The 13,515-nt window shown below is 69.9% G+C and carries 12 protein-coding genes and 1 pseudogene; 6 read left to right on the top strand and 7 right to left on the bottom strand.

Going from position 1 to position 13,515, the window contains the following annotated elements; all coding sequences use genetic code 11:
- The first annotated feature begins 129 nt into the window (after positions 1–129).
- Positions 130–333: a cold-shock protein gene (locus A0130_06340; protein ID ANF31335.1), complete on the top strand. Its 204-nt coding sequence runs from the start codon at positions 130–132 to the stop codon at positions 331–333.
- Between the two features lie 161 nt (positions 334–494).
- Positions 495–2,114, top strand: a complete 1,620-nt coding sequence (groEL, locus tag A0130_06335) for a molecular chaperone GroEL (GenBank protein ID ANF31334.1) — start codon at positions 495–497, stop codon at positions 2,112–2,114.
- Between the two features lie 67 nt (positions 2,115–2,181).
- Here groEL and A0130_06330 read toward each other — a convergent pair whose 3' ends face one another.
- The 6 genes from A0130_06330 to A0130_06305 all read right to left on the bottom strand — a co-directional run bounded on the left by A0130_06330 (position 2,182) and on the right by A0130_06305 (position 7,703).
- Positions 2,182–2,571, bottom strand: coding sequence for a pilus assembly protein (locus tag A0130_06330; GenBank protein ANF31333.1), 390 nt, complete (start codon positions 2,569–2,571; stop codon positions 2,182–2,184).
- Entirely contained in the window at positions 2,565–2,831 is a 267-nt protein-coding gene (locus A0130_06325; protein ANF31332.1) for a prevent-host-death protein, read from the bottom strand. Before A0130_06325 ends, A0130_06330 begins: the two co-directional genes overlap by 7 nt.
- 49 nt (positions 2,832–2,880) lie before the next feature.
- Positions 2,881–4,449: a hypothetical protein gene (locus A0130_06320; protein ANF31331.1), complete on the bottom strand. Its 1,569-nt coding sequence runs from the start codon at positions 4,447–4,449 to the stop codon at positions 2,881–2,883.
- Positions 4,362–5,129: a dolichol-phosphate mannosyltransferase gene (locus A0130_06315; GenBank protein ANF31330.1), complete on the bottom strand. Its 768-nt coding sequence runs from the start codon at positions 5,127–5,129 to the stop codon at positions 4,362–4,364. The genes A0130_06320 and A0130_06315 overlap by 88 nt, the downstream gene beginning before the upstream one ends.
- 99 nt (positions 5,130–5,228) lie before the next feature.
- Positions 5,229–6,932 carry a two-component sensor histidine kinase gene (locus tag A0130_06310; protein ID ANF31329.1) on the bottom strand — a complete coding sequence of 568 codons (1,704 nt, stop codon included), beginning with the start codon at positions 6,930–6,932 and terminating at the stop codon, positions 5,229–5,231.
- A 78-nt stretch (positions 6,933–7,010) separates the two neighbouring features.
- Positions 7,011–7,703: a DNA-binding response regulator gene (locus A0130_06305; protein ID ANF31328.1), complete on the bottom strand. Its 693-nt coding sequence runs from the start codon at positions 7,701–7,703 to the stop codon at positions 7,011–7,013.
- A 104-nt stretch (positions 7,704–7,807) separates the two neighbouring features.
- On the opposite strand from A0130_06305, the gene A0130_06300 reads away from it, so the two are divergent.
- The 4 genes from A0130_06300 to A0130_06285 are packed head-to-tail and all read left to right on the top strand — an operon-like array spanning position 7,808 to position 11,545.
- Positions 7,808–9,028, top strand: a complete 1,221-nt coding sequence (locus A0130_06300) for a pyridine nucleotide-disulfide oxidoreductase (protein ANF31327.1) — start codon at positions 7,808–7,810, stop codon at positions 9,026–9,028.
- The gene (locus tag A0130_06295) at positions 8,982–9,926 is read left to right on the top strand and encodes a dihydropteroate synthase (GenBank protein ID ANF31326.1); all 945 of its coding nucleotides are present in this window, start codon (positions 8,982–8,984) and stop codon (positions 9,924–9,926) included. The genes A0130_06300 and A0130_06295 overlap by 47 nt, the downstream gene beginning before the upstream one ends.
- Positions 9,919–10,689: a hypothetical protein gene (locus A0130_06290; protein ID ANF31325.1), complete on the top strand. Its 771-nt coding sequence runs from the start codon at positions 9,919–9,921 to the stop codon at positions 10,687–10,689. Before A0130_06295 ends, A0130_06290 begins: the two co-directional genes overlap by 8 nt.
- Complete coding sequence (locus A0130_06285; GenBank protein ID ANF31324.1) at positions 10,676–11,545, top strand: acetyltransferase; 870 nt, start codon at positions 10,676–10,678, stop codon at positions 11,543–11,545. The genes A0130_06290 and A0130_06285 overlap by 14 nt, the downstream gene beginning before the upstream one ends.
- A gap of 83 nt (positions 11,546–11,628) precedes the next feature.
- On the opposite strand, the pseudogene A0130_06280 reads toward A0130_06285, so the two are convergent.
- Positions 11,629–13,271: pseudogene (locus tag A0130_06280) on the bottom strand (helicase).
- Positions 13,272–13,515 lie beyond the last annotated feature (244 nt).

Genomic DNA, 13,515 nt, shown 5'->3' with positions numbered 1-13,515 from the left:
GTTTCCGTTTCGAATCATTTCTGTACGGATTCCGGAAAACACTGGCGCTGGCCGGTATTGCACGCATTAGGATCGGGATTCAACGTGCGGCGTCGGATCGCGCGAGCGACACAGCAATGGGAGTAATGAATGGCGAACGGGACCGTGAAGTGGTTCAACGCTGAGAAGGGCTACGGCTTCATCACCGTGGACGGTGGGGGACAGGACGTTTTCGTCCATTACTCCGCGATCGACATGAACGGATACAAGGTTCTCGAAGAGGGCCAGCAGGTCGTGTTCGAGGTCGGCTCCGGGCAAAAGGGCCCGCAGGCCGAGTCGGTGCGCCTGGCCTGAGCCTCTTCAGCTAGGAAAGTACGAACGCCGCCCCGACGGGGGCGGCGTTTCGTCGTCTTGCACTCCACCGTCCCGAGTGCCAGAATCGGTTTAGCACTCCATCTGTCTGAGTGCTAATCACACGGAATCTTTCGCAGACGTCCGGGAGGGACGAGAAACACATGGCAAAGATCATTGCTTTCGACGAGGACGCCCGCCGCGGCCTCGAGCGCGGCCTGAACACCCTGGCCGACACGGTCAAGGTGACGCTGGGCCCGCGTGGTCGCAACGTCGTCCTCGAGAAGAAGTGGGGCGCCCCGACGATCACGAACGACGGCGTCTCCATCGCGAAGGAGATCGAGCTCGACGACCCGTACGAGAAGATCGGCGCGGAGCTCGTCAAGGAGGTCGCGAAGAAGACCGACGACGTCGCCGGTGACGGCACCACCACCGCTACCGTGCTCGCCCAGGCGCTGGTCAAGGAGGGCCTGCGCAACGTCGCGGCCGGAGCGGACCCCATCACGCTGAAGCGCGGCATCGAGAAGGCCGTCGCGGCGGTCACCGACGAGCTCATCGCCTCCGCCAAGGAGGTCGAGACCAAGGAGGAGATCGCGGCCACCGCGTCCATCTCCGCCGGCGACACCACCATCGGCGAGATCATCGCCGAGGCGATCGACAAGGTCGGCAAGGAGGGCGTCGTCACCGTCGAGGAGTCGAACACCTTCGGCACCGAGCTCGAGCTGACCGAGGGCATGCGCTTCGACAAGGGCTTCCTGTCGCAGTACTTCGTCACCGACCAGGACCGCCAGGAGGCGGTGTTCGAGGACCCGTACATCCTCATCGCCAACCAGAAGATCAGCAACATCAAGGACCTTCTGCCGATCGTCGACAAGGTGATCCAGGCCAATAAGCCGCTCCTCATCATCGCTGAGGACGTCGACGGCGAGGCGCTGGCGACCCTGATCGTCAACAAGATCCGCGGCATCTTCAAGTCCGTCGCCGTCAAGGCTCCGGGCTTCGGCGACCGCCGCAAGGCCATGCTGCAGGACATCGCGATCCTGACCGGCGGCCAGGTCATCTCCGAGGAGGTCGGCCTCAAGCTCGAGAACGTCACCCTCGACCTGCTCGGCCAGGCCCGCAAGGTCGTCATCACCAAGGACGAGACCACGATCGTCGAGGGCGCGGGCGACCCCGAGGCCATCGCCGGCCGCGTGCAGCAGATCCGCAACGAGATCGAGTCGACCGACTCGGACTACGACCGCGAGAAGCTGCAGGAGCGCCTCGCCAAGCTCGCCGGCGGCGTCGCCGTCATCAAGGCGGGCGCGGCCACCGAGGTCGAGCTCAAGGAGCGCAAGCACCGCATCGAGGACGCCGTCCGCAACGCGAAGGCCGCCGTCGAGGAGGGCATCGTCGCCGGTGGTGGCGTGGCCCTCATCCAGGCCGGCAAGACCGCGTTCGAGAAGCTGTCGCTCGAGGGCGACGAGGCGACCGGCGCGAACATCGTCAAGGTCGCGATCGAGGCGCCGCTGAAGCAGATCGCGATCAACGCGGGCCTCGAGGCCGGCGTCGTGGTCGAGAAGGTCCGCAACCTCCCGGTGGGCCACGGCCTCAACGCCGCCACCGGCGAGTACGTCGACATGCTCGCCTCCGGCATCAACGACCCGGTGAAGGTCACCCGCTCGGCGCTGCAGAACGCCGCGTCCATCGCGGGCCTGTTCCTCACCACCGAGGCCGTCGTCGCCGACAAGCCCGAGAAGAACCCGGCTCCGGTCGGCGACCCGGGCGCGGGCATGGACTTCTAAGTCCCCGCACTGAACGCAGAGGGCGTCTCCCCATCGGGGAGGCGCCCTCTTCGCGTGCGCCGCGTCGTCAGGCGGGAGCGACGACGACCAGGCCGAACCTCTCGGCGGCCCGAGCGAGCTCGTCGTCGTACGTGACCATTTCGTCGGCGCCGATCCGCAATGCAGTCGCCAGGTGGACGGCATCGTTGGAACGCAGCGGTGGATGGCCTCCCGCGGCCAGGAGATCGCCTCGTGTGAGATCGACGAGGGTTATCCTTCGGAGAACGGTCGTGATCGTGTCGAGATCCACGACATCGGGCCGCCGACCGGCCGCGCAGTGCATCTCCGTGTGAAGCAGCCAGGACGACGCGAGTCGCCGGTCGCTGTTGACCAGTTCGGACGCGAGCGCGTCGGATTCCGCTTCTTGGAGGACCAGCTTCATGGCCGCGGAGGTGTCGACGTATGCGACCGTCACCATCGTCCCCGGGCATCCTCGATGATCTCCGCCGACGTGATATTTGCGCGGCGTCGGTCGACCGTGAGGAAGGCCGACAGGTCCGAGACACCCTGCCGAGCATGCCCCTGCGCGATCAGTTCGTCGAGGATCGTCCCGGTGGGCGGCGAGATGACCGCGGCGATCTGGCCGTTGTTGGTGATCTGGATCGATTCTCCCGCGGCCACGCGGCGGAGGATCTCCGCGCTGTTGTTGCGCATCTCTCGGTGGGTGATGGAGCTCATATCGCGGAGTGTAGCACGGTGTAGCACGAAGGTCGGGCGGGAGCGGACCTCAGCCGCAGTTGGCGGCGGCCGTGGCCCGGTCGAAGACGTAGAAGGTCACGTCGTTCAGCATCGTCTGGTGCAGGTGTGCGGCGTGCTCCTGGAGGTAGGCCGTCACCTCGGGCGCGATCGGGGAGCGGGGCGAGACCTTGGTGGCGACCGCGACGATGCACGACGCCTTCGTGTCGACGGTCCACCGGTCGTGGAGGAACTGCTCCGGCTCCCAGGGCGCGACGCCGCTGACGAGCACGTCGCCGTGGTCGATCCCGGCCGCGCGCAGTGTCTCGTCCGCCCGGCCGAATCCCGTCGGGCCGTCGTTCCAGACCAGCGCCGACGTGCCGACGGCGGCGATCAGCGCGAACGCCAGGAGCACACCGCCGACCGCACGCAGCGACGCGGTGAGGATGCGGGAGCCGTGCGCCTTCAGCAACCACGCGCAGCCGATCCCGGCCAGGATGCACAGCGCCCACGACCACGCGTAGTAGTACGACGCCAGCGCGTTCTGGGCGATGAACAGGTAGAACACGACCAGCGGCGCCAGCGCGAGGAGCAGGTAGACGACGAGGAACCGGTTCGCCCGGTCGAAGAGCGAGGCGACGCAGCCGCCCGCGAGTACGACGACGGTGACGGCGCCGAAGCCCTTCCACGCGAAGTACAGGTTCGCCCACCACGGCGGATGCCCGGTGGCGATCGAGCCCAGGTCGATCAGGTGCCCGTTCTGGTTGTGCGTGACCTGGAACTCGATCAGGTCGCGCATGCCGGTCACGAAGCCGATCGGCCAGTAGACCAGGAGCACTGTCGCGAGCAGCACGATGGCCGCCACGCTCAGAGCGATCAGCACATCCTTCAGCCGGCGGCGCATCAGGATGAGGACCACGAAAGCCGGGATCATCACCGCGGTCGTCGGCTTGCTCGTCGCCGACAGCCCGAGACTGAACGCCGCGACGCCGATCCAGACGACCGATCGGCCGCGATGCCACTGCCAGGCCGCCGCCATCGCCGCGATGGCGAAGAACACCATGACCGGGTCGAGGACGGCGAAGCGGTCGAGCCGGAACTCGAACGTGGTCGCCACCCCGCGCGGCAGCAGCAGCCAGAACGCGGTGGGGATGAGCGCGGGCATCCAGCCCAGCTCGGGCTTCAGCCAGAGGAAGACGATGACGCCGCCCAGCAGCGTCAGCACTCCGACGAGCAGACGCGGGGCGAGCGGCCCCTCGCCGAACAGCAGCTGGACGGCACCGAACAGGTACTTCGCGGTCGGCGGCTGCTCGTGGTTGGCCCGGAGGTCGCCCTGGAGGTACCAGCGGCCGACGATGATGTACTCCGGCTCGTCGGCGTTGGGGTTCGCCGCGAGGATGTTCCACAGGCACTGGTAGGCACCCCAGACGAAGACGACGACGAGCGCGACCCAGCGGACGGCGGGACGCTGCCAGAACCCGACCGGCGAATCGGCGGGCGCGAGGGACGTCGTCGTGGTGACTCCGGTTGCGCTCATCGCGACCCGCTCCCCGCCGTGGACCGCGTCGTCGAATGTGCGCGCCGGCCCGCGATCCGCCGCGGCAGCCCCGCGATGCCCCACAGCGTCACGCGCGCGATCGCCTCCGCGACGATCGCACCGCTCATCTTCGAGGTGCCGTACGTGCGCTCCTGGAACGTGATGGGCACCTCCGTCACCCGCAGCCCTTCGCGGTACGACCGACGCAGCATGTCGATCTGGAAGCAGTAGCCGCGGCTGACGACGCCCTCGTAGTGGATGCGGCGCAGCGCCTCGGCGCGGAACGCGCGGTAGCCGCCGGTCACATCCTGGGCCGGGACTCCGAGCGCGACGCGTGCGTACAGGCTGCCGCCCTGCGAGAGGATGCGGCGCCGCAGCGGCCAGTCGACCGTGCCCCCGCCGGGCACCCAGCGCGAGCCGAGCACGACGTCGGCGTCGGCGATCGCGGCGAGGAGGCGAGGGAGCTCCTCCGGCCGGTGCGACCCGTCCGCATCCATCTCGACGATGACTTCGTAGCCGTGATCGAGGGCCCAGTTCATCCCGGCGCGATAGGCCGCCCCGAGTCCGTCCTTGGTCGCGCGGTGCAGCACGTGGATGGCCGGATCGGCGGCCGCGAGAGCATCCGCCAGCTCGCCCGTGCCGTCGGGGGACGAGTCGTCGACCACCAGCAGCTCGGCCTCGGGGACGGCGGTGCGGAGGCGGGCCGCCAGGGGTTCGAGGTTCTGCCGCTCGTTGAATGTCGGCATGACCACGAGAGTGCGCACTGTTCTCCCCCGGGTCCCTCTGCCACAGCCGCCGACGAATCCGGCGCCCGGAGTATTCTGTCATGCCGTCCGCCGGGTGAACGCCCGGTGGATCGACCGTTACGGGGTGACGTACGTGGCTGCGGCGGCCGATCCCGCCAGCGGCAGGGTCACGCGGAACGTCGCTCCGCCGCCCTCGGTGTCGACGACGTCGACGGTGCCGTTGTGGGCCGCGACGATCGACGACACGATCGCGAGCCCCAGGCCGCTGCCGCCGGTCTCGCGGGCGCGGGACGTGTCCGCGCGCCAGAAGCGCTGGAAGATCTTCTCCCGGATCTGCGGCGGGATGCCCTCGCCGTGGTCGCGGACCTCCAGCGTCGCGCGGTCGGAGCGATGGTCGATGCGCACCGCGATCTCGATCGGGCTGCCGTCGGGCGTGTACCGCAGGGCGTTGCCCATGAGGTTCGTGACGACCTGGCGGAGCTTGTTCTCCTCCGCCATGACGATCGCGGGCTCGGAGGCGGGACGCGTCAGCACGACCTTCTCGGCTGTGGTGATCGGAAGGGTGTCGGTGGTGCCGCGACGTGCGCGCCCACGCCGCAGGCGGGCGAGCGCGGACCCCGCGAAGGCGATCGGCCCGGTCGCGTTCGACGCGCGTGCGCCGGCGTCGGTGTCGGCGAGGGACATCGGCACCGTGTCGACGCCGGGCTCCAGGTCGTCGTCCTCCTCGGGCGCGACCGGCTCGGGCGTGAGCACGGTGACGATGCGGCCGGGGGAGCCGGCCATCGCGTCCATCGCCGCGTCCTGCGCGATCTTCACCAGGTCGACGCGGTGCAGGTCGAGCGGCTTCGTCTCGTCCAGGCGGGCCAGCTCGAGGAGGTCCTCGACCAGCGCGCCCATCCGGATGGCCTCCTTCTCGATGCGGTCCATCGCCTGCGCGACGTCCTCCGGAGTCTGCAGAGCGCCCATCCGGTACAGCTCGGCGTACCCGCGCACCGACACCAGCGGCGTCCGCAGCTCGTGGGACGCGTCGCCGACGAACCGGCGCATCTGCTCGATCGTGCGCGCGCGGTCGCTGAACGCGCGGTCGATGCGGTTCAGCATGGTGTTGAGGGAGCGGTTGAGCCGCCCGACCTCGGTGTTGGGCGTCGCGCCGCCGAGGCGCTGGCTGAAGTCGCCGTCCGCGATGGCGGCGGCCGTCTGCTCCACTTCGCGCAGGGGCGCGAACGTCGTGGTCACGAGCATGCGTGTGAGACCGGCGCCGACGACGATCACGATCACGCCGAAGCCGAGGAAGATCGCGAGGAAGCTCGCCATCACGGTGTCGATCTGGGAGGTCGTCGTGGCGACGATCGCGGTCGCCAGCTCACCCGACCCGGCGAAGGTCTGCGTCGTCGCCATCGCCCGGTAGGTCGTGCGCCCGTCGTTGCTGTGCAGCGAGAAGCCGCCCGGCATCGCCTTCGCCTCGGACAGCGTGAGGTGGTTCGGGATGTCCGGCCGGTGCGCGTACGGGATGTTCTTCCAGTTGGTCTTCACCAGGTCGCCGTCGGAGTTGTACAGCGCGGCGAAGTAGTCGGACGGACTGGCGTCGGTGGCGATCTGGTCGGAGTCGGCCGACGGCGAGTAGAGGTACGTGTTGATGTACGAGGCACCCGAGGCGGCCGACAGCTGCGCATCCAGCTGATCGAGCAGGACCGGCTTGAGCATCGACATCGTGCCGATGCCGGTCACGAGCAGCCCGAGCGTCAGCATGAGCACGGTCACGCCCGTGATCTTCGTGCGCAGGGAGATCGCGTTCCAGCGGTCGAGCAGACGTGAGTGCATCAGGCCGTCAGTCTATGCAGGGGATGCTGTGCCGGGCATGTGCGCGCTCTGTACGCCCGCCCGGCCCGGCAGAGCATCTCAGGCCTTGGCGGCCTTGAGCATGTAGCCGAACCCGCGCTTGGTCTGGATGAGCGGCTCGCTGGAGTGCGCATCCACCTTGCGGCGCAGGTACGAGATGTACGACTCGACGATGCCGGCGTCGCCGTTGAAGTCGTACTCCCACACGTGGTCGAGGATCTGCGCCTTCGACAGCACGCGGTTGGGGTTGAGCATGAGGTAGCGCAGCAGCTTGAACTCGGTCGGGCTCAGCTCGATCGGGGTGTCGCCGACGAAGACCTCGTGCGTGTCCTGGTCCATCGTCAGCTCGCCGGCGCGGATCACCGCATCTTCGTCGGCCTGCATCGTGCGGCGAAGGATGGCCTTGATGCGGGCGACGATCTCGTCGAGGCTGAACGGCTTGGTGACGTAGTCGTCGCCGCCGACGGTCAGGCCGGTGATCTTGTCCTCGGTGTCGTCCTTGGCGGTGAGGAACAGGATGGGCGCGGTGTAGCCGGCCCCGCGCAGCCGCTTGGTGACGCCGAAGCCGTTCATGTCCGGCAGCATGACGTCGAGGATGATGAGGTCGGGCTCCTCTTCGAGGACCGCAGAGATCGCCTGCGCGCCGTTGCCGACCGCCCGCACGGCGAACCCGGCGAATCGGAGGCTGGTGGTGAGGAGATCGCGGATGTTCGGCTCGTCGTCGACGATGAGAATGCGGGGTCCTGCGTTCATGGGAAACATTATCTGCGCGTCAGCTGATTCTTACCTGTGAGCCGTCGGTGCGCGCTCGGTGCCCCGCACTGGTTTTCGCCGTGCGAACAGTGGATGCTGAGAGCATGTCGAACCCCACCGTCGTCATCGCGGGCGCCGGCCTCGCCGGGGCCACCGTCGCCGAGGAGCTGCGGGAGCGCGGCTTCGACGGGCGCATCCTGCTCCTCGGGCTCGAGGAGCACCACCCCTACATCCGGCCGCCGCTGTCCAAGGAGTTCCTGAAGGGCGACGCAGGAATCGAGGAGTCGGACGTGCATCCCGCCGCCTGGTACGCCGACAACCGGGTCGAGTTCGTGCCGAACGTCGAGGCCGGGTCGTTCGAGCCGGACGCCCACGAGCTGTTCGTCTCGGACGGCGCCCGCATCACCTACGACAGCCTGGTGCTCGCGACCGGGGCGAGCGCGCGTCCTCTCGGTGTGCCGGGCAGTGGTCACGGCGCCGTCTTCCCGCTGCGGACCCGCGAGGACTCGGCCTGGCTGCGGTCGGCGCTCGAGGTCGGCGGACGTCGCGTGGTCGTCGTGGGCTCCGGCTGGATCGGGATGGAGGTCGCCGCCGCCGCGCGCGGGTACGGCAACGACGTGACCGTGATCGGCCGGTCCGCCGTGCCGCTGAGCGGTGCCGTCGGGCGCGAGCTCGGCGGTGTGTTCGAGCGGTTGCACCGGGACAACGGCGTCGCCTTCCGCAACGACGCGAAGGTGGTCGGGGTGGACGGCGGCGACGAGCAGGTGGTGGTGCTCGCGAGCGGCGAGCGCATCCCGGCCGACGTGGTGGTCGCGGGCGTCGGAGCCGCGCCGAACACGCTCGTCGCCGAGCGCTCGGGGCTCCGGATCGCGGACGGGGTGCTGACCGACAAGGGGATGCGCACGAGCATCGAGGACGTCTACGCCGTCGGCGACGTCGCCGACCCGTTCCTTCCCGCGCTCGGCCGCCACTATCGCAGCGAGCACTGGGCGAACGCCATCACGACCGGGAAGGTGGCCGCGCACGCGATCCTGGGCGAGCGCGCGTCGTACGACGACATCCCGTACTTCTACTCCGACCAATACGATCTGGGCATGGAGTACTCCGGCTACGTGCCCCTCACGAAGGACGCGCGCGTCGTCTACCGCGGCGACGTGGACGCGCGCGAGTTCATCGCCTTCTGGCTGCGCGGCGACCGGGTGGTCGCGGGCATGAACGTCAACGTCTGGGACGTGCAGGACGACATCCAGCGCCTCATCCGTTCGGGCGAGCGGGTGGATGCGGAGCGGCTCGCCGACCGGGATGTCGACCTTGCCGACGTCTGAGCCGTACCTGCCGCCGCTGCGCATCCCGGTGCGCACGATCGGCGCCCGCACCTTCGACTTCTCGCGGCAGGTCGCCGTCATGGCGGTCGTGAACCGCACGCCCGACTCCTTCTTCGACCAGGGCCGGACCTACGCCTTCGACCGGGCCGTGGACGCCTGCTTCGAGGCCGTCGCGCTCGGCGCCGACTGGGTGGACATCGGCGGGGCGCCCTTCGCGCCCGGGGAGCCGATCCCGGTGGAGGAGGAGGTGGAGCGGGTCGTGCCGGTCGTGGCCGCGCTGCGGGCCGGCTCCGACGTGGTCATCTCGGTGGACACGTTCCACTCGACCGTCGCCCGGCACGCGATCGAGGCGGGAGCGACCGTCATCAACGACACCACCGGCCTCAGCGATCCCGAGCTCCCGCGCGTCGTCGCGGACAGCGACGCGACCCTGGTCATCACCCACAGCCTGGCGCGGCCGCGCCGGCCGTTCCCGCGTCCGCAGTACGGGGACGTGGTCGCCGATGTGCGGGAGTTCCTGCTCGACCGGGTGGAGCGCGCGACGGATGTCGGCGTGCCCGAGGAGCGCATCATCCTGGACCCCGGGCACGACCTCAACAAGAACACGCTCCACTCGCTGGAGCTGACGCGGCGACTCAGCGAGATCGCCGACCTCGGCTTCCCGACGCTCGCGGCCGTCTCGAACAAGGACTTCATCGGCGAGACCCTGGACGCCCCGCGCAGCGAGCGCCTGGAGGGGTCGCTGGCCGCCGCCGTGATCAGCGTGATGAACGGGGCGCGTATCGTGCGGATGCACGACGTGCGTGCCTCCGTCGCCGCCGTGCGCATGACGGAGGCAGTGCTCGGACTGCGCGAGCCCGCCTACCTCAAGCACAACATGGGAGACGTGAATGAGTGACCCGGCCCCGGCGGACGTGCCCGCCATCCACCGCCTGTCGCCGCTGCCCTCGCAGACCGGGCTGACCGACGACGAGATCACGGCGCTGTACCTGGAGGGCGCGGGCGACCCGTGGCTGCGGGTCAACTTCGTGTCCAGCGTGGACGGAGCGGCGACGCACCAGGGTCTTTCGGGCGCGCTGTCGAATCAGGTGGACGGTCGGGTGTTCGACATCCTGCGCCGCCTCTGCGACGTCGTGCTCGTCGGCGCGGGCACCGTCCGTGCCGAGGGCTACGGCGCGATGCGGGTGGATGTGGCGTCTCAGGGTGCGCGCAGCGGCGCGGGGATGACCCCGCATCCGGTGTTCGCCATCGTCTCGGCCGGGCTCGACCTCGACCCGCGCAGCTCGATCTTCCAGGACGCCCCCGAGCGGCCGATCGTGCTCACCACCGAGCTGTCCCGCCCGGAGGCGCGCGACGCGCTCTCCGAGGTGGCCGACGTGGTCGTGTGCGGGCGCGAGCGGGTGCAGGCCGAGCGCGGACTCGCCGTGCTGCACGAGCGCGGGCTGACGCGCATCCACTGCGAGGGCGGCCCGCGCCTCTTCGCCGACCTGATCGCCGCCCGCGCGGTCGACGAGCTGTGCCTGACGATGAGCCCGCTGCTGGAGGCCGGCACGTCGTCCCGCATCGCCACCGGCGCCGCGCCCATCGTGCCGCTCGGGCTGCGGCTCGCGCACACCCTCCAGGGAGACGACACGCTGCTGCTGCGGTATGTCCGCGCCTGAGGTGCGGCCGCGCATCGACGTCGCGCTGGTGCGCCGGCTCGTCGACGCGCAGTTCCCCGAGTGGCGTGGGCTCTCTGTCCGGCCGGTGGAGCATGACGGGTGGGACAACCGCACCTTCCGGCTGGGCGACGAGCTGAGCGTCCGGCTGCCGAGCGCCGAGGGGTACGTGGAGCAGGTGGCGAAGGAGCAGCGGTGGTTGCCGTTGCTGCGGGACCTGCTGCCGGTTCCCATCCCGTCGCCGGTGGCGGTCGGCGAGCCCGGGGAGGCGTTCCCGTTCCCGTGGTCGGTCTACCGGTGGCTGCCCGGGACGCCGGTCGTGCTGCGCGGGGACGTGTCGCGGGATGCGGGGCTGGCGACGGCGATCGGGCGGTTCCTCGTCGCGCTGCGGAACGCGCCGACCGAGGGAGCGCCCGGGCCGGGGACCCACAACTTCTTCCGCGGCGCGCCGCCGACCGTGTACGAGGAGGAGGCGCTCGCCGCGTTCGCGCTGCTCGGGCCGGAAGCGACGCGGGCTCGGTCGCTGTGGGTCGAGGCGACCGCGTCCCAGTGGGAGGGACCGCCGGTGTGGTTCCACGGCGATGTCGCGCCCGGCAACCTGCTCGTGGATGCGCGCGGCGCGCTGTCGGCTGTGATCGACTTCGGGACCTCCGGCGTCGGTGATCCCGCCTGCGACCTCGTCCCGGCGTGGACGATGTTCGAGGGGAGCGGGCGGGATGCGTTCGTCGCGACGGTCGGACTCGACGATGCCACGTGGCAGCGGGCGCGGGCCTGGGCGCTGTGGAAGGCCGCGATCACCGTGCGCGACCGGCCCGACGACGCCGAGTCCCGCGTGACGCTCGCGCGCATCCTGCGCTGAACGCCTCCGCCGATTCGTGCCGAATCGTCGTCATTCGTCACGAATAGCGACCATTCGTGCCGAATCAGCGCGGCGGCTGGCGCCTACGCCGCCTGCAGCGCGTGCGCGTCCAGGATCGTGTACGAGTAGCCCTGCTCGGCGAGGAAGCGCTGGCGGTTCTGCGCGAAGTCCTGGTCGACGGTGTCGCGCGCGACCAGTGTGTAGAAGTTCGCCGACAGTCCCGACTCCTTCGGCCGCAGCAGACGGCCGAGGCGCTGCGCCTCCTCCTGCCGGCTGCCGTACGAGCCGGAGACCTGGATGGCGACCGTCGCCTCGGGCAGGTCGACCGAGAAGTTCGCGACCTTGCTGACCACGAGCACCTTGGTCCGGCCGTCGCGGAACTCCTGGAACAGCCGCTCGCGCTCGTCCACCGGGGTCGCGCCCGTGAGCTGCGGCGCATCCAGCGCCTGGGCGAGCTCGTCGATCTGGTCGAGGTACTGGCCGATGATCAGGATGCGCTCGCCCTCGTGCCGCTCGACGAGCTGCCGCACGATATCGAGCTTCGCCGGTGCCGTCGCCGCGAGGCGGTAGCGCTCGTCGTCGGGGCGGCGGCGTAGCTGAGCCGGTCGGAGGCAGGCAGGTCGACGCGGACCTCGTAGCAGGCGGCGGGGGAGATGAAGCCCTGCGCCTCGATCTCCTTCCACGGCGCATCGAAGCGCTTCGGGCCGATCAGGCTGAACACGTCGCCCTCGCGGCCGTCCTCGCGCACCAGCGTCGCCGTCAGCCCGAGCCGGCGGCGCGCCTGGAGCTCCGCCGTCAGCTTGAAGACCGGCGCGGGCAGCAGGTGCACCTCGTCGTAGACCACGAGGCCCCAGTCGAGCGCGTCGAGCAGCGCCAGGTGCGCGTACTCGCCCTTCCGCTTCGCCGTGAGGATCTGGTAGGTCGCGATCGTGACCGGCTTGACCTCCTTGACCTGGCCCGAGTACTCGCCGATCTCCTCGGCGGTCAGCGTCGTGCGCTTGAGCAGCTCATCCCGCCACTGCCGCGCCGACACGGTGTTGGTGACCAGGATGAGCGTGGTCGTCTTGGCGGTCGCCATCGCGCCCGCGCCGACCAGGGTCTTGCCCGCGCCGCAGGGCAGCACCACGACGCCGGAGCCGCCGTCGAAGAAGTTGCCGACCGCCTTGCGCTGGTAGTCGCGCAGCGCCCAGCCGTCCTCCTTCAGGCCGATCTCGTGCGGGGTCCCGGGCGTGTAGCCGGCGAGGTCCTCGGCCGGCCAGCCGAGCTTGACCAGCTCCTGCTTGAGCTGCCCGCGCGCCCACGCCTCGACCACGAACGTCTCGTCGTCCCGGCGCTCCAGCAGCAGCGGCGAGATGCGCTTCGCACTCGCGACCTCGGTCAGGACCGCGAGATCGGTGGAGCGCAGCAGCAGCGTCCCCTCGTCGTCGCGCTCGATGACCAGGCGGCCGTAGCGCGCGACGGTCTCGGACACATCCACGGAGACCGTCTGCGGGATGGGGAACTTCGAGTACCGCTCCAGCGTCCCCAGCATGTCCTCGGCAGTGTGCCCGGCGGCGCGCGCGTTCCACAGGCCGAGCCGCGTGATGCGGTAGGTGTGGATGTGCTCGGGCGCGCGCTCCAGCTCGGCGAAGACCGCGAGGTCGTGCCGCGCGTCCTCCGCGTCCGGGTGCGCCACTTCGAGCAGCACGGTGCGATCGCTCTGAACGATCAGGGGCCCATCCGACATAACTGCCAACCCTACGCCCTGCCGGTGTGCATCCTCCCCGAAGGGCAGCTTCTTGCGGTCGACACGCCGCCGCGCCGCGCAACAAGCTGCCCCTCGCGTCCCCGGCGATGCTCTCGACGCGCCGCCCGCACCGCAGCAGGGAGCGAAAGAGGGTGAAGTGCAGCTTGTTGCGGTCGACACGCCGCCGGAGTGCGCAACAACCTGCACCTCAGCGAGGTGCAGGACGGGGGCGGGGCGGGAGCGC

Source organism: Leifsonia xyli (assembly GCA_001647635.1).
Classification (GTDB): domain Bacteria; phylum Actinomycetota; class Actinomycetes; order Actinomycetales; family Microbacteriaceae; genus Leifsonia; species Leifsonia xyli_A.
This window is presented reverse-complemented; position numbering and strand designations above follow the sequence as displayed.

Excerpts from the sequence above, each read along its gene's own strand:
- A0130_06340 (ANF31335.1), top strand. The coding sequence starts at position 130 with ATGGCGAACGGGACCGTGAAGTGGTTCAACGCTGAGAAGGGCTACGGC.
- groEL (ANF31334.1), top strand. The coding sequence starts at position 495 with ATGGCAAAGATCATTGCTTTCGACGAGGACGCCCGCCGCGGCCTCGAG.
- A0130_06330 (ANF31333.1), bottom strand. The coding sequence starts at position 2,571 with ATGGTGACGGTCGCATACGTCGACACCTCCGCGGCCATGAAGCTGGTC.
- A0130_06325 (ANF31332.1), bottom strand. The coding sequence starts at position 2,831 with ATGAGCTCCATCACCCACCGAGAGATGCGCAACAACAGCGCGGAGATC.
- A0130_06310 (ANF31329.1), bottom strand. The coding sequence starts at position 6,932 with ATGCACTCACGTCTGCTCGACCGCTGGAACGCGATCTCCCTGCGCACG.
- A0130_06305 (ANF31328.1), bottom strand. The coding sequence starts at position 7,703 with ATGAACGCAGGACCCCGCATTCTCATCGTCGACGACGAGCCGAACATC.
- A0130_06300 (ANF31327.1), top strand. The coding sequence starts at position 7,808 with ATGTCGAACCCCACCGTCGTCATCGCGGGCGCCGGCCTCGCCGGGGCC.
- A0130_06295 (ANF31326.1), top strand. The coding sequence starts at position 8,982 with ATGCGGAGCGGCTCGCCGACCGGGATGTCGACCTTGCCGACGTCTGAG.
- A0130_06290 (ANF31325.1), top strand. The coding sequence starts at position 9,919 with ATGAGTGACCCGGCCCCGGCGGACGTGCCCGCCATCCACCGCCTGTCG.
- A0130_06285 (ANF31324.1), top strand. The coding sequence starts at position 10,676 with ATGTCCGCGCCTGAGGTGCGGCCGCGCATCGACGTCGCGCTGGTGCGC.